The 21,259-nt window shown below is 63.8% G+C and carries 21 protein-coding genes; 3 read left to right on the top strand and 18 right to left on the bottom strand.

Translation table 11 applies throughout. From position 1 onward, the window contains the following. Positions 1 to 88: 88 nt before the first annotated feature. The 13 genes from SJH88_RS08665 to flgB all read right to left on the bottom strand — a co-directional run bounded on the left by SJH88_RS08665 (position 89) and on the right by flgB (position 12,955). Complete coding sequence (locus SJH88_RS08665) at positions 89 to 688, bottom strand: LysE family translocator (protein WP_274754217.1); 600 nt, start codon at positions 686 to 688, stop codon at positions 89 to 91. Positions 689 to 933: 245 nt separating this feature from the next. Next, positions 934 to 2,160 (bottom strand): HDOD domain-containing protein, encoded by a 1,227-nt coding sequence (locus tag SJH88_RS08660; RefSeq protein ID WP_274754216.1) that lies wholly within the window; start codon positions 2,158 to 2,160, stop codon positions 934 to 936. Between the two features lie 159 nt (positions 2,161 to 2,319). Further along, positions 2,320 to 3,516 (bottom strand): flagellar hook-associated protein FlgL, encoded by a 1,197-nt coding sequence (gene flgL / locus SJH88_RS08655; protein WP_274754215.1) that lies wholly within the window; start codon positions 3,514 to 3,516, stop codon positions 2,320 to 2,322. A gap of 24 nt (positions 3,517 to 3,540) precedes the next feature. Further along, a complete protein-coding gene (gene flgK, locus SJH88_RS08650; RefSeq protein WP_274754214.1) occupies positions 3,541 to 5,511 on the bottom strand; it encodes a flagellar hook-associated protein FlgK in 1,971 nt (656 codons plus the stop codon). A gap of 20 nt (positions 5,512 to 5,531) precedes the next feature. After that, positions 5,532 to 6,485: a flagellar assembly peptidoglycan hydrolase FlgJ gene (flgJ, locus tag SJH88_RS08645; RefSeq protein ID WP_420921730.1), complete on the bottom strand. Its 954-nt coding sequence runs from the start codon at positions 6,483 to 6,485 to the stop codon at positions 5,532 to 5,534. Further along, on the bottom strand, positions 6,482 to 7,627 hold the full coding sequence (locus SJH88_RS08640; RefSeq protein ID WP_274754212.1) for a flagellar basal body P-ring protein FlgI: 1,146 nt from the start codon (positions 7,625 to 7,627) through the stop codon (positions 6,482 to 6,484). Before SJH88_RS08640 ends, flgJ begins: the two co-directional genes overlap by 4 nt. Before the next feature lie 21 nt (positions 7,628 to 7,648). Further along, positions 7,649 to 8,392 (bottom strand): flagellar basal body L-ring protein FlgH, encoded by a 744-nt coding sequence (locus SJH88_RS08635; RefSeq protein ID WP_274754211.1) that lies wholly within the window; start codon positions 8,390 to 8,392, stop codon positions 7,649 to 7,651. 119 nt (positions 8,393 to 8,511) lie between these two features. After that, the gene (gene flgG / locus SJH88_RS08630) at positions 8,512 to 9,294 is read right to left on the bottom strand and encodes a flagellar basal-body rod protein FlgG (RefSeq protein WP_042413623.1); all 783 of its coding nucleotides are present in this window, start codon (positions 9,292 to 9,294) and stop codon (positions 8,512 to 8,514) included. A gap of 34 nt (positions 9,295 to 9,328) precedes the next feature. Beyond that, positions 9,329 to 10,066, bottom strand: coding sequence for a flagellar basal-body rod protein FlgF (gene flgF, locus SJH88_RS08625; protein ID WP_274754210.1), 738 nt, complete (start codon positions 10,064 to 10,066; stop codon positions 9,329 to 9,331). Positions 10,067 to 10,098: 32 nt separating this feature from the next. Then, complete coding sequence (gene flgE / locus SJH88_RS08620; RefSeq protein ID WP_274754209.1) at positions 10,099 to 11,388, bottom strand: flagellar hook protein FlgE; 1,290 nt, start codon at positions 11,386 to 11,388, stop codon at positions 10,099 to 10,101. 17 nt (positions 11,389 to 11,405) lie between these two features. Next, positions 11,406 to 12,074, bottom strand: a complete 669-nt coding sequence (locus tag SJH88_RS08615) for a flagellar hook assembly protein FlgD (RefSeq protein ID WP_274754208.1) — start codon at positions 12,072 to 12,074, stop codon at positions 11,406 to 11,408. A gap of 21 nt (positions 12,075 to 12,095) precedes the next feature. Further along, positions 12,096 to 12,500 carry a flagellar basal body rod protein FlgC gene (gene flgC, locus SJH88_RS08610; RefSeq protein ID WP_274754207.1) on the bottom strand — a complete coding sequence of 135 codons (405 nt, stop codon included), beginning with the start codon at positions 12,498 to 12,500 and terminating at the stop codon, positions 12,096 to 12,098. A gap of 29 nt (positions 12,501 to 12,529) precedes the next feature. Continuing rightward, on the bottom strand, positions 12,530 to 12,955 hold the full coding sequence (flgB, locus tag SJH88_RS08605) for a flagellar basal body rod protein FlgB (RefSeq protein ID WP_042413609.1): 426 nt from the start codon (positions 12,953 to 12,955) through the stop codon (positions 12,530 to 12,532). A gap of 170 nt (positions 12,956 to 13,125) precedes the next feature. Between flgB and flgA the strand changes: the two genes are divergently transcribed. The 3 genes from flgA (at position 13,126) to SJH88_RS08590 (ending at position 14,757) form a co-directional block, all read left to right on the top strand. Then, positions 13,126 to 13,866 (top strand): flagellar basal body P-ring formation chaperone FlgA, encoded by a 741-nt coding sequence (flgA, locus tag SJH88_RS08600; protein ID WP_274754206.1) that lies wholly within the window; start codon positions 13,126 to 13,128, stop codon positions 13,864 to 13,866. 11 nt (positions 13,867 to 13,877) lie between these two features. Next, positions 13,878 to 14,285 (top strand): flagellar biosynthesis anti-sigma factor FlgM, encoded by a 408-nt coding sequence (gene flgM, locus SJH88_RS08595; protein WP_274754205.1) that lies wholly within the window; start codon positions 13,878 to 13,880, stop codon positions 14,283 to 14,285. A 106-nt stretch (positions 14,286 to 14,391) separates the two neighbouring features. Next, complete coding sequence (locus tag SJH88_RS08590) at positions 14,392 to 14,757, top strand: hypothetical protein (protein WP_274754204.1); 366 nt, start codon at positions 14,392 to 14,394, stop codon at positions 14,755 to 14,757. Between the two features lie 178 nt (positions 14,758 to 14,935). Here SJH88_RS08590 and SJH88_RS08585 read toward each other — a convergent pair whose 3' ends face one another. Genes SJH88_RS08585 through flhB form a run of 5 tightly spaced genes read right to left on the bottom strand, consistent with a single transcriptional unit; the run spans position 14,936 to position 21,251 of the window. Further along, on the bottom strand, positions 14,936 to 15,652 hold the full coding sequence (locus SJH88_RS08585; RefSeq protein ID WP_274754203.1) for an RNA polymerase sigma factor FliA: 717 nt from the start codon (positions 15,650 to 15,652) through the stop codon (positions 14,936 to 14,938). A gap of 4 nt (positions 15,653 to 15,656) precedes the next feature. Then, positions 15,657 to 16,439, bottom strand: coding sequence for a hypothetical protein (locus SJH88_RS08580; protein WP_274754202.1), 783 nt, complete (start codon positions 16,437 to 16,439; stop codon positions 15,657 to 15,659). Beyond that, the gene (flhF, locus tag SJH88_RS08575; RefSeq protein ID WP_274754201.1) at positions 16,432 to 17,955 is read right to left on the bottom strand and encodes a flagellar biosynthesis GTPase FlhF; all 1,524 of its coding nucleotides are present in this window, start codon (positions 17,953 to 17,955) and stop codon (positions 16,432 to 16,434) included. The genes SJH88_RS08580 and flhF overlap by 8 nt, the downstream gene beginning before the upstream one ends. Further along, positions 17,952 to 20,078: a flagellar biosynthesis protein FlhA gene (flhA, locus tag SJH88_RS08570; protein ID WP_274754200.1), complete on the bottom strand. Its 2,127-nt coding sequence runs from the start codon at positions 20,076 to 20,078 to the stop codon at positions 17,952 to 17,954. The genes flhF and flhA overlap by 4 nt, the downstream gene beginning before the upstream one ends. A 21-nt stretch (positions 20,079 to 20,099) precedes the next feature. Continuing rightward, positions 20,100 to 21,251, bottom strand: a complete 1,152-nt coding sequence (gene flhB / locus SJH88_RS08565) for a flagellar biosynthesis protein FlhB (RefSeq protein ID WP_274754222.1) — start codon at positions 21,249 to 21,251, stop codon at positions 20,100 to 20,102. Between the last annotated feature and the right edge of the window lie 8 nt (positions 21,252 to 21,259).

Raw genomic sequence — 21,259 nt, 5'->3', positions numbered from 1 at the left:
GCACGGGATGGGCGGCGGCGCCGGTGCAGCTATTGTGGGGCGAAGCGCCGCGGCTTGCAGGGGCCGGGCCGAAAAAATCATCGCCGCTTCAGGCGCGCAACATCCAGACGGCGGTGCCCACCAGCAGGGCGGCCATCAGGCGGTTGAACCACAGCAGGCGCCGGCCGTGGGCCAGCCACTGGCGCAAGGCAGCGCCGATGCAGGCGTAGCACAGGTTGCTGCAGAAGGCGTAGCTTGCCATGACGGGCAGCACAACGAGCATGCGCTCGGCAAAGTTGGCCTGGCCAGCGACCCATCCTGCGACGATGGTCAACGCCAAAAACCATGCCTTGATGTTGATGAATTGCAGCAAAACCCCTTGGGCAAAACTGATTTGCAGCTGCGCGGGCCGCGCCTGGGCCAGCTGGCCGCTGCCCGACAGCTTCCAGGCCAGCCACAGCAGGTAGCCGATGCCCACGGCCTTGATGCCCGCGCGCAGGGGGGGCAGGCCGGTGATCAGCGCGCCCACGCCCAGGGCGCACAGACCCAGCAACAAGATCCAGCCGATGGGCACGGCCAGCACGAAGCGCAGGCTGTGGCGCAGCCCGTGGTTGGCCGCCATGGCGGTGGACAGCGTGGTGTTGGGACCGGGGGAAAAGCTCATGGCAGTGGCCAGAACGAGCAAGGCGGTGAATTCTTGGAGTGGCATGACGTGCGAGGGGAATGCAGCTGCCAATGTAGGTGGCTTGCAGGGTACTTGTCAGCAGGTTTTGTACCAACGGCTGCGCAGGCGTGGCGATGGTGGTGGGGCCGACGCTTGGTGAGCCAATGAGTGGTGGAGTGGCTCGGGAAATAAAAAACGAAGCTGCCAGTGCTGGTACAGCTTCGTTTTTAAGTTGTTTTATCTTTGAAGTGCTGGATTGACAGGCGCAAGCAGCTACTTTTTTGATACCACTACCAGTGTGGGCGCTGGTTGTGCCATTCGCAGGCCAGACGTAACAAGGTGCGATTGACGTGTTCCAGCGAAATATCGTGCTCTTCGCACACTTCGCGGATGGTGGCGGCGCCGTTTTCGCGCTCCAGGGCAAAGGCCAGTTGCAAGCTGGGTGCGTAGGGGCCTTCACCGCGGATGGCGGCATCGGGAATGCGCTCGGACAGCGGCAGGCGGGTGAGCGTGGTCTCCAGCGGCTCATCCAGCACATCGTTCAGGCGTGCAAACAGGCCGCACAGGTACACCTCGCTGCGCAGCTCCTGGCTGACACCGGCGTCCAGCAAGTGCGAAGTCATTTGCGCGCGCATCACGGTGCCGAGGCGAATGGGCTGCAAATCTTTGTCGTGGCTGGCGTGGATCAGCTGGGTGGTCAGCCATTCCTTGAGCGTGCCGTAGCCCAGCATCACCAGCGCACGGCGCAGCGAATTGATGGGGTTGCGCGCCCCCAGCGCGGCCGAGTTGGCGTACAGCATGAAACGGTAGGCCAGCAGTGGGTCTTCGCTGAGAATTTCTTCAAAGGTTTCCAGCGACTGGTCGGCATCCACCGCTTTCATCAGGCGCTGCACGTGCTCGTGCGAGGGGTGCAGCACCCGGGCGCCGCGCACCCGGTGCAGCACATCGTCGGTGGGCCAGCCTGCAATCGCGCTGGCGTGGTAGTGCTCCAGGCAACGGCGTGCCAGCGTCTGGCTGTGGATTTCCTCGTACATCTGGCCTTCCAGCAAGGCCAAGCGCTGGGGAACCGGTTGGTCCACGGCGGCGCGCATCAGGATCAGCGCGTCCTGGGGCTCCAGGTGCAGCAAGCTGCATGCGTAGTGGTTGGCTTCATCCGTGGAGGGCAGCTGGTTCATGCCGCCACGCCAGACCAGGCGCACACCACGCTGGGCGGCCAGCGCAACGCCGGACTGCAGCGCAGGGTGGTCGGCCAGCCACTCTGCCCGCACTTCCAGTGCCCACGCGGGGTTGGGAGTGATGTGTGAGAGCAGTGCTTGCAGCAGGCGCACCGACTGTGGCGAGAGCAGGAGCAGCGGGGAGGACGGCGCCCACATTTCGCGCAAGATGCGCAGCAAGTGGGCGGTGTCTACCTGCGTTTCCGGTTCGTCGTGCAAAAACAATTGCACGCCGCCCAGATTGCGTTCGGCATTCCACAGCGGGCGAAAGCCCATCACCAATGCGTTGAGAACAAATTCCACGGTGCCTGCCTAATAAGCTGAGAGAGATGCGCTAGCTTAGCCTTTAGCACTGCTAGCACCAGCCCTGATACGTCGTTGTTTCGCCAGCATGTACTGCGTGCGGCTTCACGCCGCGTCGCAGGCACAAATCTTCGATGTGCGAGGTGCTGTGAGCAGCTTTTAGCCAATGTAATCAAACAGTGACAGCTTTTGAACCGATGCATAGGTCTGCAAAGCAGCATCGACAGCGGTTTGCTGGGTTTGCAGCTGTGACAGTGCTGCCACCATATCAATATCTTCTGCGGCGGATCGCTGGCTTTCCATTTGCTCGTTGCGTGCCAGCAATGCACTGTCCATGCGATCGGCTTGATTGAGCAAATCACCGGCAGTGCCGCGCACGGTGGAGATGCGGTTGAGCTGTGTATCCAACTCCGCAATCGACTGAGCCAGACTGTGCGCCAAGGCGCCGGAGTTGGTGGAACCATCCGCATTACCTGCGTTTTTGACCGCAGCAATCGCGTTGTCCATGGCTTGAAAAATGGACATGGACTCGCTAGGCTTGACGGTGAATGTATCGCCAGCCTGAGGATCGCCAGTGATCACCAGATCCATGCCTGCCACGGAAATGGCATCGCCAGATTTGTAGGTCGTCCAAGTAGTGCCTCCGTCTGTACTGTACTCCATGCCGTCGGCACCATCCTGGAAGGTGATGTCAATCGGCGTAGTCAGCGCTGTGGCTGCTGCAGGGTCACGGATAGTGCCGACATCCGTCCAAGCGGTACCTTGGTTGGCTGCGCCAATATCGACCGCTAGCACCCCATTGCCGGTAGATCCGCTAAAGAACGCCTGCGAACCGTCCAGAGAGTTGGTGATGGTGTATTCACCACTGTTGGGCTGCCCGGACTGAATGCTGCTGGTGCCATTCAAAAAGGGCGTGCTCGAGGCGGTATCCAGGCCGCGAAACAGTGGCAGGCCATTGCTGTCCGTGCGGTTGGCGTAGCTCTGGATCTGGGTGCTCAGGCTTTCCAGCTGCTCCACCTGCGTATCACGCTGCGTCTGGTTGTAGGTGCCATTACCCGCTTGCACCAGCAGCGAGCGAAACTCTTGCACGGCGCTGTTGATTTCGCCCAGCGTGCCTTCGGCGTATTCGATGGTGGCGGTCTGCGCATCCAGCATGCGCTTGTCGGTTTCGATGCGGTCCAGGCGGGTGCGGGCGCGCTCGGCCTGTGCGGCTGCAACCGGGTCGTCACTGGCGCGCAGCACGCGCTTGGCTGCAGAGGTATGCTCCATCTGGCTGGCCAGTTCCGCTTGCTGCTTGCTGATGTTGCTGATGGTGCGGTCATACATGTTGGCCGTACCCAGGCGTGTGATGCTCATGGAGAACTCCTAAACTCTGGTGAATCAGCGGCTGACTGCGTTGAGCACGCTGTCGAACAAGGATTGCGCGGTTTGAATGATCTTGGCCGAGGCCTGGTAGGCCTGCTGGTACTGCAGCAGGCGCGCGGCTTCCTCGTCCAGGTTGACGCCGGACACGGCGGTGCGGTCGGCATTCAGGTTGTTGGCCACGGTCTGGGACAGCTGGGCCGCGTACTTGGCGCTTTGGGTGCGCGTGCCGATCACGGCCATGGCCGAGGAGAAACCATCGCTCAGTGTGGTGCCGCCGTCAAAGATCGTGGCATCGCGCAGGGCCAGGAAGGCCGAGGCATTGCCGGCGTTCAGCTTGTAACCATCGCCCAGGTCCAGGGCATTGCCCACGTCCACGGTATCGCCGTTGGCAGGGGTACCGGTCAGGGTGATGTTCCAGCCGTTGATCTGGATGGCCTGACCCGAGGTGTAGGGGGCGGCGGCTGAAGGGGCGCTCCAGCTGCTGGTGGCCGGGTCATAGGTCTGGTAGCTGTAGTTGCCGGCGCCGTCGAAGGTGATGCGCACCGGGGCATCCTGGGCAGGAATGCCCGCCAGGTCGGTGGCGCGCAGGTTGCTCATCTGCAGCGTGCCCTGGTTGCCCTGGGTGATCTTGGCGGTCACGGCGCTGGACACGGCCAGGTCGTTGGGGTTGTGCACCAGCGGCTGGATTTCGTCGGCGGCCGCGCTGAAGGGCTGGAACAGAATGCTCTGGCCCTGGGTGGCGCTGGCCGTGACCGTGGCGGGCACGGAGAACTGCAGGCCATCGACCTGGGCATCGATGCCGTTCACCGGGTCGATGGGCAGGTTGGTGGTCTTGCCGTCGGAGATGCGGATCAACTGGGCGTTGCTGCTGCCGTCGAACAAGATCTTGTAGTCCGAGGCGACCAGGCTGCGTGTGTCGGTCACGGTGGCCGTGGCGCTGGTGGCCGGGTTGCTGACGTCGTAGCCGGTGATGTTGCTCCAGCCCTGGGTCTGCGTGGTCAGCTTGAACAGGTCGGTGCCGTAGTTGCCCGACAGGGTCAAACCCAGCTTGTTCTGCTGGTTCAGCTCCGAGCCGATGGCCAGTGCCTGGCGGCCCAGCAGGTTGCGGCCGACGACCAGGTCGTCGTTGTTGAATTTCAGCAGGCCGGCGATCTCGCCGCCACCCACCATGTTGGCGGTCAACTCGACCTGCTCGCCATTGGGCTGGCTGAAGTACAGCGACAGCTTGCCGCTGCCCGGGTATTCGGTGGTTTCGGCCACGCTCAGCTGGCCGGCGCTGCTGCCCAGCACCAAGGCTTGGCTGCCTCCCACAAACAAATTGATGGAGCCGTTGTTGCCGTCCACCTGGGTGGTTTGAACGTATTGATTGATTTCACGAATCAATTGATCGCGTTGATCTAGCAGGTCATTCGGCTGGTGACCGGATGCGAGCGAGCGTGAAATCTGGGTATTCAGCGATGCAACTTGGCTAGCGAGTGTATTTACCAGCGTCACATCATTGGCGAGCTGTTGTTTGGTGGCGTACTCTTGCTCGTCCAGCGTTGCGGATGCTGAACGAAAGCGCGCAGTCAGCTCGCTCATACGGGTCAGCACCACGTTACGTGCTGTGCTGTCAGAGGGCGCTGCTTCCACGTCCGCAAAGGCATTCATCATGCTGTTGATGGCAGAGCCCAAGCTGCTGTCGCCACCTGAATAAATGTCTTGCATCTGCATCAGCGACTGGTAGCGGATGGCGTCTGCTGCACTGGCTGCACTGGCTGCGTTGGACTGTTTATCCAGCAGTGCGTTGTAGTTGCGCATAACAGTGGTCACTTGAACACCGCTACCTATGTAGCCAGAGCCTGTGTTTTGACCCACTACTGCTGTAGTGGAAATGGTTTGGCGCGAATACCCCGCAGAGTTTGCGTTAGCAATGTTATGGCTGGTAGTGTTCAGTGCCTGCTGATTGGTGAGCAGTGCAGAAACGCCGATGTTCATGAGACTCACGTGCGTACCTTTCAGTAAATTTAGCTGGGGGTGCCTTGCTGGGCAGAGCGCGCGCTTTCAATGGCGCGAGACAGCTTGCTGGCGTAAAGAGGATCGGTGGCATAACCTGCGTTTTGCAGCGCTGTGGCATAGGAGCGGGCGTTGCCCGTGTTTTCCATGGCTTTGGCGTAGCGCGGGTTTTCGGTAATCAGGCGTGCGTAATCGCGGAACGACTCTTCATACGAGTCGTAGGCGCGGAACTTGGCCTTGACCTTGCGGGGAATACCGTCGACGTATTCGGTGGTGGTAATTTCGGCCACCTTGCCACTCCAGTTGCCCGTGGCCTTGATGCCAAACAGGTTGAACGAGTTGCTGCCGTTGTCACCACGGATTTCACTTTTGCCCCAGCCAGTTTCGTGGCCGGCCTGGCCCAGCATGTAGCTGGCGGGAATGCCGCTCTCACGCGCCACGCGCTGTGCGGCGGCGTTGTGGGATTGCACAAAGTTGTCACGCCCTTTGGGCGAGGGCGCGTAGGCATCCAAGAATGCGGTACTGCCCACGGCAGTGTTGCCCGACAGACCGGGGTAGCGGGCGCTGCGGCCGGCAAAACTCACCGTGGAAGGAATGCTGAAATTGCGCTCGCCACTGCTCAGTGCTGCCGCAGGGTTGACGCCAGCGTCAGCAGGGTCGAGGCCCATGGAGCGGGCAATTTGCGCGGTGATGGCATCGGCCAGCCCACCAGGCATGCCCGCCATGGAGACGGACAGCTGCTGGTCCATCATGGAGTCGGCCAGCTTGGAGCTTTCGTTGTCCAGCAAGCCACTTTTCATGGTGGCCTGGCGCATGCTCTTGATCATCTCGTGCATGAACAGCGACTCCAACTGCTTGGCGGCTTCGCGGGCCGCTTGCGGGTTGTTCGCGCTGGCCTGGCTTTTCAGGCTGTTGAGCGAGTTGATGTCGGTCGCTAGCGCATTACTGGTGTTCATCATGCTCATATCACCTCCAGCTCGGCATTCAAAGCACCTGCGGCCTTGATGGCTTGCAAGATGGCCAGCAGATCCTGGGGCGTAGCACCCAAGGCGTTGAGCGAGCGCACCACATCGGACAGCTGGGGCGATGCGGGCACGCGAATGATCTTGCCGGGCTCTTGCGTGACGTTGATGTTGGTCTTTTCGGCCACCACGGTCTGGCCTTGTGAGAAGGCGCCGGGCTGGCTGATGACCGGGGTGGAATCGATGGTGATGGCCAGGTTGCCGTGGGCAATCGCACAGGGGCCCAGGGTCACGGACTGGTTCATCACGATGGAGCCGGTGCGGGCATTGATCACCACCTTGGCGGCCGGCTTGTTGATCGGCAGGGTCAGCTCCTGGATGTCAGCGATGAAGCCGACGCGGGCGCCGGGGTTCACGGGCGCACGCACTTCCACGGTGCGACCGTCCAGGGCCATGGCGGTGCCCATGCCATGGCGGCCGTTGATGGCCTTGACCACCTGGCTGGCGGTCTGGAAATCGGTGTCGTTGAGGCCCAGCTTGATGGTGTCGCCGTCATTGATGGGCGTGGGCACGGCCCGTTCGACCTGCGCGCCCTGGGGGATGCGGCCGGCGCTCAGGTGGTTGATCTGGACCTTGGAGCCACCTTGCGAGGCCCCGGCGCCGCCGACCACCAGGTTGCCCTGGGCCAGGGCGTAGATCTCGCCATCGGCACCGCGCAGCGGCGTGGTGATCAGCGTGCCGCCCTTGAGCGACTTGGCGTTGCCCATGGACGAGACGTTGATGTCGATCTGCTGGCCGGGCTGGGCAAAGGCGGGCAGCTCGGCAGTCACGATCACGGCCGCGACGTTCTTGAGCTGCAGGTTGTTGGTGTTGGCCGTGGCTGGCAGCGTGATGCCCATCTGCTGCAGGTAGTTGGACAGCGTCTGGGTGGTGTAGGGCATCTGGGTGGTCTGGTCCCCCGTGCCATCAAGGCCGACCACCAGGCCATAGCCGGTCAATTGGTTGGACCGCACGCCCTGAACCGAGGCCACTTCCTTGATGCGCAAGGCGTGGGCGGGAGCGGCCAGCATGCCGCCGCTGAGGGCCAGCAACGCCAGTGCGAGGCGTGCGCTGCGGAATGTGGAGAGCGTGGACATTACTTTCATACTGCCCAATTCTGGAGAGGATTAGAAAGGGATAAAGCTCAAAAAGAAGCGCGACAACCAGCCAATTGCCTGCGCTGAATTTTGCTGGCCGCGGCCGCGCGATTCCACGCGCACATTGGCCACCTGGGTGGAGCTGATGACGCTGTTGGGCTGCAGCTGGTAGGGGTCGACGGTGCCGGTGAAACGCAGCACATCGACGTTCTGGTTCACGCCGATCTGCTTTTCGCCGGTGACCACCAGGTGGCCGTTGGGCAGCACCTCGACCACGGTGGCGGTGATGGAGCCGGTGAAGGTGTTGGCGCTGGTGGTGCCACCGCCGCCTTCGAAGTCGGCATTGCTGCCCACGCCGAGTTTGCCGAACTTCTGGGCCGTGGCCAGGGCACCACCGGTCAGCACCGGCAGGTCGGTGATGCCGGCCGACATGCTGCTGTCGCGGTTGACCGTGGACGAGGACTGCTGGCTGGCCGTCACGCGTTCGGCGATCTGGATGGTGACCATGTCCCCGACCAGGCGGGCGCGGCGGCTTTCAAACGGTGGGCGGTAGCGGTTGGCCTGGAACAGGCCGCCCGTGGCCTGGGCCTGCTGCTGGGGTACGGCAATCGCCGTGGCAGGCAGCGGGTGGGTCTGGCTTTGCAGGTCGACCGGGGGCGGTTCGTTGAAGGCGCAACCGCTGATGACCAGGCTGGCCGCGCCCCACAGCGCGATGCGGGGCGTGCGCTGGGCCAAAGCGAAAACTTGGGAGGAGGGGCGAGAGGCGGCGGACATAAGCGCTCCGGGAAATGCAAAACAGGAGCGGCTTGCGCTCGTGCAGACTGGGTTTGCAATGCTTTTTGCTTGGAAACCCTCGCTGAACAAGCGCCAGGCGCTCTGAATAGAGGTGTGAATTACAGCTGCGAGAGCTTGGCCAGCATCTGGTCGCTGGTGGAGATGGCCTTGGAGTTCATCTCGTAGGCGCGCTGGGTCTGGATCATCTGGACCAACTCTTCCACCACGTTCACGTTGGACGATTCCAGGAAGCCCTGCATCACCGTGCCCAGGTTGTTGGTGCCGGGGGTACCGGCCTGCGGGGCGCCGGAGGCGGCGCTTTCGCGGTACAGGTTCTCACCGATCGGCTCCAGGCCGGCCGGGTTGATGAAGGAGGCGGTGTTGAGCTGGCCGATCTGCTGGGGCTGGGCGTTGCCGGGCACGGTCACGCTGACCACGCCGCTCTTGCTGATGCTCAGCTTGGTGGCGTCCTGGGGCACGGTGATGCCGTCCAGCAGCGGGTAGCCGCCCGCGGTCACCAGCTGGCCGGTGGCGCTGCGGCTGAAGGTGCCGTCACGGGTGTAGGCCGTGGTGCCATCGGGCATCTGGATCTGGAAGAAGCCGTCGCCGCTGATGGCGACATCCAGTTCCTTGCCGCTTTCCAGGGGCGTGCCCTGGGTGAAGTTGCGGGTGGTGGCCACGGTGCGCACACCCAGGCCCAGGTGCATGCCGGTGGGCAGCACGTTCTGTTCGTCGGCCTGGGCACCGACCTGGCGCAGGTTCTGGTAGATCAGGTCTTCGAACACCGCGCTCTGGCGCTTGTAGCCGGTGGTCGAGACGTTGGACAGGTTGTGCGAAACCACATCCATCTGGGTTTGCTGGGCAGACATGCCGGTCTTGGCAATCCACAGGGAATTCATCATGGCGAAGTGTCCTTCCGTAATTCAGGGGCCGGCTTTAGCCGTTCAGGCTCAGCAACTGGCTGGCGCTCTTGTCGTTGGTTTCGGCGGTGGTCAGCAGCTTCATCTGCTGCTCGAACTGGCGCGAGGCGGCAATCATGCCGACCATGGCTTCCACGGCGTTCACGTTCGAGCCTTCCAGCGAACCGGCCACCATGGTGGCGTTGGCATCGGCCGGCAGGTCGCCCTGGGGCGAGCGGAACAGGCCGTCATCGCCACGTTTCAGGGTCTGTTCCTGGTTGGGGGTCACCATCTTCAGACGGCCCACATTGATCGGGTCCTGGCCGGCCAGGGTGGCCACCACCGTGCCGTCGCCGCCAAAGCTGATGCTGGCGTTCTGCGGAATGTCGATCGGCGCGCCGCCATCGGTCAGCACGGGCAGGCCGGTGGCGGTGACCAGCTGGCCTTCGGCCGTGACTTCGAGGGCGCCGTTGCGGGTGTAGGCCTCCAGGCCATCCAGCCCCTGCACGGCAAACCAGGCATTGCCGCGCGCCATCAGGTCGGTGCTTTTGCCGGTGTGGATGGCGGGGCCGGCCTGCTCCAGGTGGCCGGAGGTGGCATCCAGACCGAACACGCGCGTGGTGGAGCCCTGGCCTTCCAGTGGCACCGAGCGGAAGGTGCTCAACTCGGCACGGAAGCCCGTGGTCGAGACATTGGCCAGGTTGTTCGACAGCACCGCCTGCCGTTGAGCAGCGGCGTTGGCGCCGGTCATGGTGGTATAGATGATGCGGTCCATTACAAACTCCTAATTGCGCGTGTCGGCTGCGCTTAGCGCAGGTTGACCAGGGTCGAGAAGATCTGGTCCTGGGTCTTGATGGTCTGGGCGTTGGCCTGGTAGGCACGCTGGGCGGTCATCATGCCGACCAGCTGGGCGGTCAGGTCCACGGTGGATTCCTCCAGGGCATTGCCCTGGATCACGCCGAAGCTGCCGCTGCCGGCCGAGCCGTAGACCGGTGGGCCGGAGTCGTTCGAGGCGACCCAGTTGTTGTTGCCTGCGGACTGCAGACCCTGGGTGTTGGTGAACTTGGCCAGGGCGATCTGCGCTTCGGCGCGGGTGACGCCGTTGGAGTAGGTGGCCATCAGCGTGCCGTCCGAGGCCACGTTCACCGCGGTGAGTTCACCGGTCGCATAACCGTCCTGGGTCAGCTTGGCCACGGAGAAGGCGCTGCCCATCTGCGTCACCTTGCCCAGGTCGATGTCCACTGGCCAGGGTCCGGGGTTGGGGTTGTTGGGGTTGGTGGTGGTGACGGTGGTGGTCAGCGTGGTGCCGGTGGGGGCCGCGAACTGGGGCACGTAGCCGGGATCCCCGGGGTTCAGGCCACCGGGGTCGGTCGCGCCGCTGTAGGCAGCCACGGTTTGCAGCTTGCCCGTGGAGCTGAACACCATCTGGCCGATGGGCATGGCATTGGGGTCCAGGCTGTCGTACACAGTCCAGGTGTTGGCGCCCGACTTCTGGAAGTACATGGACAGCGGAGTGGCCATGCCTTGTTCGTCGAACACTTCCAGCGACGTGCCATAGGTGGAACGTGCTGGGGCGGGCACGGCATTCTGGTCCACGCGCGCGTCCAGGTTCAGCGTGGCGGTCACGGTGCTGGTCTGCTTGGCGGGGATGGGGGTGCCGGCCGGGAACACCAGGTTGCTCAGGGCCACGCTGGTGCGCAGGCCGGTGGTGGGGTCGACGGTGTAGCCCTGGACCTTGTCGCCATTCACCGTGACCAGCTCGCCCGCCTTGTTCAGCTGGAAGGCGCCGTTGCGGGTGTAGGCCGTGCCGGTGCCGGTTTGCACCACGAAGAAGCCGTCGCCGTTGATGGCCATGTCCAGGCCGTTGGCGGATGGGGTGGTGACGCCTTGCGTGAACTGCTGGGACACAGCGGCCACGCTGACACCGATGCCGGTGTTGGTGCTGCTGGACGCGCCCATGGCGCTGGCCACCATTTCATTGAATTCAGCGCGCGATTGCTTAAAGCCCACCGTGTTGCTGTTGGCGATGTTGTTGCCAATGACATCCAAATTTTTGCTGGCTGCATTGAGGCCGGAAAGTCCGTGATTGAAACCCATGGTTTGCTCCTGCGAATTTAAAACACAGCCTTGATGCTGTTGTAGTTGATGCTGCTGCCATTCCCAAGCTCCAGCATGAGGGCGCCATTGCTGATGCTGGTAGCGACTACAGCGTTGGGGGACAGCGAAGTCGATTTGACGTTGGCTTCGCCGTTGGTGGCGGTGACCTTGAAGCGCAGATCCATGCTCTCGCCGGTGTAGTCGCTGCCATCCCAGGTGAAATAGTTGCGGCCCGCTTGTGCAGAGCCCATTTCGATGGTGTCCACAATCTTGCCGTTGGCGTCGGTGATGGTGACTGTGACATTGGAGGCCGAGCCTTCCAGGTCAAACGCGGCAGTGCCGCTGAGTTTGATGTTGCCTTCCTCGTCTTCGGAGGCGGCCAGGCCCAGCTGGTTGCCCTCGGACAGCACGGTGCGGCCGATCATGGACACACCCTGCAGCATCTGCATGGAGGCCAACTGGCTGGACACGCTTTCCACGGTGCTGTTGAGCTTTTCGATGCCGCTGACGGTGCTGATCTGCGCCATCTGCGAGGTCAGCTGCGAGTTGTCCATCGGGTTGGTGGGGTCCTGGTTCTGCAGCTGCGCAACGAGCAGCGTCAGGAACTGGTCCTGCATGTCGGCTGCTGAGGTGACCGAGCCGCTGCCGGAGGAGGTGCTGGTGTTGGAGGAAACGCCGGAAATCATGTGCGCCTACTTTCTGTGTGCTTATTGGCCCAGTTGCAGCGTTTTCAGCAGCAGCGACTTGGCGGTGTTCATGACTTCCACGTTGTTCTGGTAGGAACGGGAAGCCGAAATCATGTTGACCATCTCGTCCACGGCATTCACGTTGGAGTGGGTGACATAGCCTTGCGCGTCCGCCAGTGGGTGCTCGGGGTTGTGCACGCGGCGGCCCGGGGTGTTGTCTTCGGTGATGTCCTTGACCTTGACGCCGGCAGATCCTTCGGGGCCCATGGGCGCGGTCTGGAAGACCACTTCGCGGGCCTTGTAGGCCTGGCCATCGGGGCCGGCGACGGCGTCGACGTTGGCCAGGTTGGAGGCCACAACGTTCAGGCGCTGCGACTGGGCGCTGATGGCACTGCCCGAGACGCTGAAGATGGAGAACATGGACATGGCGGTGGTTTCCTTGAGAGTCGGTGCGCTTACTGGCCGGTGATGGCGCTGAGCATGGTTTTGGCGCTGCCGTTCAGAAAGCGCAGCGTGGCTTCGTAACGCACGGCGTTGTCCACAAAATTGGCACGTTCACGGTCCAGGTCGACCGTGTTGTTGTCCAGGCTGGGCTGCGAGGTCAGCGAATAGCCCAGACGGCCCTTGCCGTCGGTGCCGAACTTCTCGGTGGGCAGGGGCATGTGCTGGCTGTGCGTGGTGCTGGCGGCCTGCAGCGCCTGGCGCACCGAGCCGTTTTCGCCCTGGGCGGCCTGCAGCGTCTTGGCGAAGTTGAAGTCCCGTGCCACATAGCCGGGGGTGTCGGCGTTGGCGATGTTGCTGGCCAGCACCCGCTGGCGCTCCGCACGCAACAGCAGAGCGTCGCTGTGGAAGTCCAAACGTCCGGTCATTTTGTTGAGCATGCGAATCCTTGTGCGGTGTGAAAAACGGAATGCGGGGCGCCCCAGTCGGGCGGACTTTGGCACGTGCAGTGATTATGGAAATCCGCCGTATTTGCTAAAGCGCGAAGAAAGCAGGCTTGGGTGGGTACTTTCGGGGTTTAAAAGTCGCAGGGCTGACTACAGTGGCTGGCATGCCCCATGACCTGTTTCCGTCCGCCTTCCGTTCCCGTCTTGCGCGCACCCTGGTGCGTGCGCTGGCCTGCATGGCTGTGGGCGGTGCTGCGCTGGGAGCAGGTGCCCAGGATCTGGGGCAGATCAGCAACGAATGGCTGCAGGGCGCACTGTCTAAATCGGCCGAGATGCAGAGCATGCCGCTGCGCATGGAGGTGCAGGTGGGCCGACTCGATCCGCGCCTGAACCTGGCGCCCTGCCAGAATGTCGACCCCTACCTGCCCAGCGGCAGCAAGCTGTGGGGCCGCACCCGCATCGGCCTGCGCTGTGTGGAAGGTGCCAAGCCTTGGAATGTGTTCCTGCCGGTCACCATCCAGGCCTTCGGCCCCGCCTGGGTGCTGACCCACAATGTGAGCATGGGCGAAGTGCTCACTTACGATCACGCCATGCAGGCCGAAGTGGACTGGGCCGAGTCGCCCCATGCCATCATCGCCATGCCCGAAGATTGGGTGGGACAGACGGCGGCGCGCAACCTGACGTCCGGGATGGCCCTGCGCCAGACCATGGTCAAGGCGGCGCAGATCCTGAAACCGGGTGCCACCGTCAAAGTGATTGCCCAGGGCGGCGGCTTCATGGTGACCGGCACCGGCCGGGCGCTGGAAGGTGGCGCTGCCGGCCAGAACATCCGGGTGCGCATGGACAACGGGCGCACCGTCACCGGAACCGTCAATCCGCAAGGGGAAGTTGTGGTTGCACAGTGATACAGACGGATTTGAAAGAAAATACTCAAGTTATCTTTCAAGCCGCCGATAGCAAGACTACAGAGCCCGGAGCGGGGACATTGGAGAAAAACATGAAGGTCGGACACAACACCAACGTCGAAATGCTGGCAGCCAAGCCGCAGCAGAACGCTGCGCAACAAGCCCAGCAAAAACAAAACGGCACCGCCAGTGAGGTGGTGCAGCAAACCCGTGCGAATGCCGCAGGTGTGCCTGTGACCGTATCGAACTCGGTGCGCTCGCTGGATCAAAATTCCAAGTCTTCGTCGGATGTGGACATGGCCAAGGTCAATGCCATCCGCGAAGCCATTGCCAACGGCACGTTCAAGGTGAACGCCAGCGTGGTGGCCGACAAGATGTTGGTGGACGCTGCTGGGCTGCTGGGCGCAAGCCGCGTTTAAGCTTTTTCTACGGGCGCTGTGCGCCGGTGTGGGCCACCCGACCTTCGGCCTCACTGGTGTCTAGCGCCCGAACTCCGTCTCAACCCGCTCAACCGCTGAAACCACCATGCAACTTAGTGAAGCTCTGGAACAAATTAACGGCATGATCGATCTGGTCAATGCCTTGGTGCTGGAGAACCAGCCCGAATCGACCGAACACGCCATTCGACAGTTGCGTGATGGCATGCAGGCTTTTGCCGGGCTGGCACAGCGCTTTGGCGCCGAGCAGTTCACACCCGAGAACGTGCAGCGCATGCAGGCCATGTCCGGTCGCCTGACGCAGATGCGCGGCCACATCTCCAAGGTGTCGGCCATTACCGGCCAGCAGCTGGCATCGCTGATCCCTGAGCAATCGGTCCACCACACCTACGGCGGCGCCAAGCAGCCCGGCAGCGCAGCCTCGGTGGCGCGCATGTACCACATCAGCGGTTGATCTAAAAAGAGAGCGCATGGCGCTCGTCTTTAGCGTGTTTGCAGCACAAATGCCGTGCAAACGCCCGAATCACCTGCGATAACCGCTCCTGAAAAAATTAAAGCGCCTCATGAGGCGCTTTTTTGTAGGCGGTGAGGACTGCGATGCCGCACGGGGTGCGGCCGGCGGTGCCGGGCCGTCAGTGGGCCCGCATCTTGGTGCGCAGGCGCGCGATAGCCTGGCTGTGCAACTGGCAGACGCGCGATTCGGTGACTTCCAGCACGGCGGCGATTTCCTTGAGGTTCATGTCGTGCTCGTAGTACATGCCCATGACGTACTTCTCGCGCTCGGGCAGGCTGTCGATGGCCTGCACCAAGGCGGTGCGCATGCGGTCGTCGCGCAGCAGGCTGAAGGGGTCGGCACCGACATCGGCCACATGGCGGTCCAGGAAGCTGCCGTTGTCGTCATCGCCGGGGGTGATGTCTTCCAGGTAGACCAACTGTGTGCCACGCACCTTGGACAGCAGGGACTGGTACTCGCCCAGCGCCAGGTCCATGGACTGGGCGATTTCCGATTCCTTGGGCGCACGGCCCAGTTGCTGCTCCAGCCGATGGATGGCGTTCTCGATGTCTTTTTGGCCCTTGCGCGAGCTACGGCTCATCCAGTCGTTCTCGCGCAGCTCGTCAAGCATGGCGCCGCGGATGCGCTGGCCGGCAAAGGTCTCGAACTGCACACCCTGGCTGGCTTCGTAGCGTGACAGGGCATCGGCCAGGCCAATCATGCCGACCTGGATCAGGTCGTCCAGCTCCACGTTGGGCGGGAGCTTGGCAATCATGTGTTGCGCGATGCGACGCACCAGCGGGGCATGCTGGCGAATCAGCGCATCGCGGTCCAGTTGACCATGGGCGGTGTACATCGACTCAGTGGCTCCACACAGCAGGCGAGGAAGAAGAAAACGCCGCTTCGCGGGCCGCCATCTCTTGGGGCGGCTGCACGGTTTCGGCGTGCTCCAGGCATTGTAGGGCCCAGCGTTGCAGGTGCCGGGGTTGCAGCGGATCGAATTGTTCGCACAGCGGCTCGGCCTGCAAATGGCGCAGCGCACACTGCGACAGCGATTTGAGCACCGGGTCCAGCCCGTAGTCGGCGGGGCGCATGGCCACCAGGCGCGGCATCAGGCCGCTGCCGGCAAACACCTGCTTGAGGGCGCGGTAGCTGCTGACCACGTTGCGCGACTGCGCCGGCACCAGCTGCAGCGGCGCCTGGCGGCAGCCTTGCAGCATGCCCACCAGCAGGGGGGCGGGTGCCAGCAGCACCACCAGGGCGTGGTTGCGCACATAGCGGTACAGCAGCTCCAGCGGGCGGGTGCCGGTGACCGAGGCCTTGTGCTGCAGCTGCACCATGCCGCGCGCCGCGGGCAGGGTGGCGACGCTCAGCGGATTGCCGGTGTCGGCCGGCAGGGCGGTGTGTGCATAGCCCAGGCGCGGCTGCAGCAGATCCTGCAGCCCGGGCAGCGCGTGGGTTTCCTGTTCGGTGCCATCCAGCACCACGACGGGGTAGCCCTGTTGCTGCAGCTGGGCGCAGGCCATCCACAGGGCGGCCGCGTCGGCGCTGTCACCGGAGGGCACCACGGGCAGCACGCGCAGCGAGGACTGCACGCCCTGCCAGCGCAGGCCGGTACCTTGGTGCCACACGCTCTCAAGCATGCAAGGCCCCTTGGGCGTTGCCGATGGACGATTCCGTGAAGTAGAAGTCCATGTCCAGCGAGGAGGGATCGAAGGCCGACTTGGTGTGGGCACGCATGGAGGTGGCGACCAGCTCGCTGGCATTTGCACGCTCGAAATCTTCGGGCACGCGCTGGCCGTTGGTGATGCCGCGCAGCACCATCTGGTGGCGGATCAGGGCGTCCAGGGCGGGGGCCAGCTTCACGGCCTCGTCCAGCTTGGACAGGATGGTCTGCTTGCAGCCATCGCGCTTGAAGGCGGCCAGCGATTCGTCCAGCGTATCGCCGTGGGCGCCGGCATTGGCCACCAGCAGGCGTTCCACGCCGGGCAGGTTCAGCACTTCCAGGATGTCGTCCTTGCGCGGGTCGCGCGGGGCCACGCCGGTGGTGTCGATGATGACCATCTTCTTGCCGGCCAACAGGCCCAGCAGGTCCTGCAGGGCGGCCTTGTCGTGCGCCAGGTGGGCCACCACGCCCAGCATGCGGCCATAGGCACGCAACTGCTCGTGGCCGCCGACACGGTAGGTGTCCAGCGTGATCAGGCCCACGTTGTGGGGGCCGTGCTTGGCCGCGCACAGGGCGGCCAGCTTGGCGGCCGTGGTGGTCTTGCCCACTCCGGTGGAGCCGACCAGGGCGAACACGCCACCCTTGTCCCAGATGGGCGCCTCAGCGCGGTCGGTGCGCAGGTTGCGCTCCAGCACCTGCATCAGCCACTTCAGGGCCTCGGCGGGGCCGTGGTTCTGGGGCAGGCGCTCCATCATGGCGCGCGACAGGGCGGGCGAGTAACCGGCGCGGATCAGCTTGAGCATCAGGTTGCTCTGCAGCGGATTGGCACGCGTCTGGTTCATCCAGGTCAGGGTGTTGAAGCGCTCTTCAATCAACTCCTTGACGGACTGCAGCTCGTGCATCAGCGCGGGGGCGGCAGCCGGTGCGCTGGCCTTGCGGGGTTCGGCCGGCAGTTCCACCGCCAGACCGCGCAGGGGGTTGTGCTTGATGACCGACGGGGCGGTGGGCAGCGGGGCGCTGTCGCGCACGGCATCCAGGCGGTTCTTGCGGGCGAAGGTGGGCAGTGCCTCGGTGGCGACGCTGTCGCTCATCTCTTCGTTGCGGCGGCGCAGCATGCGTTCGCGCACATAGTCCTGGAAGGACAGGGTGCTCATGGCCAGCTGCTCGGTGTCTTCGGCCACGCTCTGGCGCGCGCTGGCCTTGATCACGGGCTTGGCCTGCTGCAGCTGCGGCTCCACGCGCAGCGGGGACTTGGGCGCCTGCTTGGGGGCGCGGGTCTCCTCGGCCGCGCGCGCCTGGATGGCGGCCATCAGGCCGGGGCTGGTGGTGCGGCCCTTGTCCAGGTTGCCCAGTGCATCTTCCGCGGTGGCCATGACTTCCACGCCATGGGCCGTGGGGCGGTTCGACAGGATCAGGGTGCTGTCACCAAAAGCGGCTCGCGCCTTGTCCAGGGCCTCGCGGGACGTGGGGGCTAAGAAGCGTTGGATGTTCATGCGTTTGCACCTTTAAGAATGGGGCCGATGCGGATGGTGTGGGTCTCGGGGATTTCGCTGTGCGCCAGCACCTGCAGGCGTGGGGCCACACGGCGCACCAGGCGTGCGATGGCGTTGCGAATCGCGTCGGGCACCAGCAGGCAGGCGGGCATGCCCAGCTCTTCCTGCTTGTTGGCGACCTCGGCCGCGCGTTGGGTCAGCATGTCGGCCACACCGGGGTCCAGCGAAGGCGCTTGCGGGTTGGACAGGGCTTGCACCAGCAAGCGCTCCAGACCGGGTTCGATCGCAATGACGTTGAGTTCGCGGGTGGGGCCGTAGATTTGTTGCACGATGGCTGGCGACAGGGCGATGCGCACGCGGCGCGCCAGCTCTGCGGCATCCTGTGTCGTGCCGGCGTGCTCCGCCAGCGTCTCGATGATGGTGCGGATGTCACGGATGTGCACAGCCTCCTCCAGCAGCAGCTGCAGGACCTTCTGGAACGTTGTGACGGTGACCATCTTCGGAATGACTTCTTCAATCAACTTGGGCGCGGACTTGGCCACGTGCTCCACCAGTTGTTGCACCTCGTTGCGGCTCAACAGCTTGGCAGCATGCATTTGCATCAAGTGTGACAAATGTGTCGCCATCACGGTTACCGAATCAACGACCGTAAAACCGGCCATTTGTGCCGCTTCCTTCTGGCGTTCGTCGATCCAGTGGGCGGGCAGACCAAAGGCCGGATCGGTGGTGGGGGTGCCGATCAGCGGCGTGCTGATGCCACCGGGGTTGATGGCCAGGTACATGCCGGGGAAGGCCTCGCCTTCGCCCACCATCACGCCGCGCAGGGTGATGCGGTAGGCACTGGGCTTGAGCTCCAGGTTGTCGCGCACGTGCACGGCCGGCGGCAGGAAGCCGACTTCCTGGGCAAACTTGCGGCGCACGCCCTTGATGCGGGTCAGCAGGTCGCCCTGGCGCTTCTTGTCCACCAGTGCGATCAGGCGGTAGCCCAGCTCCAGGCCCAGCAGGTCCACGGGCTGCAGGTCGTCCCAGGTGGCCTCGCTGTCCTGGGCGGGTGCGGCCAGTGCACCGCTGGGTGCGCTGCTGTCGGCGCCGGCGGCACCGCTGGCGGCGGTCTGCTGCTTTTGCTGGTTCTTGCGGTGCACCATCCAGGCGCCGTAACCAAACAGGCTGCCCATCAGCAGGAACACGGTGTGGGGCATGTTGGGGATCAGGCCCAGCATGATCAGGATGGCGGCCGTGATGGCCAGGGCGCGGGGCGAACCCAGCATCTGGTTGGCGATCTGCTTGCCGGTGTCGTTGTCCTTGCCGACGCGCGAGATGACCATGGCGGAGGCCACGGAGATCAGCAGGGCGGGGATCTGGGCCACCAGGGCATCACCCACGGCCAGCAGGATGTAGCTGTTGGCGGCGTCGCCGGCGCTCAGGCCGTGCTGGGCCATGCCGATGATGAAGCCGCCGATGATGGTGATGATCAGAATCAGGATGCCGGCCATGGCATCGCCGCGCACGAACTTGGAGGCACCGTCCATGGAGCCGAAGAAGTTGGCTTCTTCCTGCACCTCGGCGCGGCGGCGCTTGGCTTCGGCTTCGTCGATCAGGCCAGCGTTCAGGTCGGCGTCCACGGCCATCTGCTTGCCGGGCATGGCGTCCAGGGTGAAGCGGGCCGAGACTTCGGCGATACGCTCGGCACCCTTGGTGATCACCACGAAGTTGATCACCACCAGGATGGCGAACACGATCAGACCCACGGCAAAGTTGCCGCCGATCAGGAAGTGACCAAAGGCCTCGATCACCGCGCCCGCAGCGCCAGGGCCGGTGTGGCCTTCCATCAGCACCACGCGGGTCGAGGCCACGTTCAGCGACAGGCGCATCAGCGTGGTCAGCAGCAGTACCGAGGGGAAGACCGCAAAGTCCAGCGGGCGCACCATGTAGGCGGCAATCATCATCACCATCAGCGCAGTGGCGATGTTCAGCGTGAAGAACGTGTCCAGCAGCCACGGCGGCATGGGCAGGACCATCAGGGCCAGGATGGCAATCACCAGCAGGGGGGCGCCCAGGCTCTGGAGGGCCATGCCGTTCTTGGCGTTCCAGGCTTGCAGGTTTTTGAACAAGGCGGTGCTCATGGTGGCAGTGCTTTCTAACGCTTAAGACTGTGCGGCCGCAGCACGTCGGGTGTGCGGATCCAGTTCCGGGGGCACCAGGGGCTGGACCAGCTCGCCCGGGGCAGGGGCCTCGCCGCGCATTGCGGCCTTGAGGCGGTAGACATAGGCCAGCACCTGGGCCACGGCGGTGTACAGCGTGGACGGGATGGACTGGTCGATTTCGGCGTGGGCGTACAGGGCACGCGCCAGCATGGGGGACTCCAGCACGGGGATGTCGTGGGCCTTGGCCACTTCGCGGATCTTCAGGGCCACCAGGTCGGCGCCCATGGCCACGACCTGGGGGGCCGCCATATTGTTTTCGTCGTAGCGCAGGGCCACCGCATAGTGGGTGGGGTTGGTCACCACGAAGTCGGCCTTGGGCACGGCGGTGACGCTGGCGCGCTGGGCGATCTCGCGCTGCTTCTGGCGGATCTTGCCCTTGAGCTCGGGGCTTCCCTCAGACTCCTTGTGCTCTTGTTTGACTTCCTGGTGGCTCATCTTCAGGCGCTGCAGGAACAGGAACTTCTGCAGCGGCACATCGATCAGCGCCACGGCAAACACCACCAGCAGCAACAGCAGCAGGCCGGTCACGATCCAGTCGCCCACGCGCGCCAGTGCGGCCGCACCGCCCAAGGACGGCAGGGAGGCCATGTCCGGGATGCCGGACTTGATGTGGAACCAGCCCACCGTGCCCAGGATGAGCATCAGCAGCACGTTCTTCAGCGCCGTGATCAGCTGCTGCTTGGAGAAGACGTTGCCCAGGCCCGAGATCGGGTTGATGCGGTTGAACTGCGGCATGATGGGCTTGAGGCTGTAGATCCAACCGCCAGACATCAGCGTCGCCGCGATCGAGGCCGCATTGATTACCAGAGCAAAGATCACGCAGCCCAGGATGCCGATCCAGGCCATGTCCACCAGGCGCTCCATCATCAGCTGTGGCGACAGCACGGTCTCGGCATTGAACGACAGCTGCCGGCCCAGGGCGATGCGCAGGTGGTGCATCAGCGTCGGGCCGCCCACGATCACGACCAGCGAGCCCACCCCCAGCACGGCCAGGTGGCCGAGATCCCGCGAGCGCGACGTCTGGCCGTCCTCGCGGGTTTTCTGCAGCTTCCTGGCGGTGGCTGGTAGGGATTTATCTTGGCTCGATTCCATGACGGCAT

The organism is Comamonas sp. GCA5 (assembly GCF_036541385.1).
Lineage (GTDB): Bacteria > Pseudomonadota > Gammaproteobacteria > Burkholderiales > Burkholderiaceae_C > Comamonas > Comamonas aquatica.
This window is presented reverse-complemented; position numbering and strand designations above follow the sequence as displayed.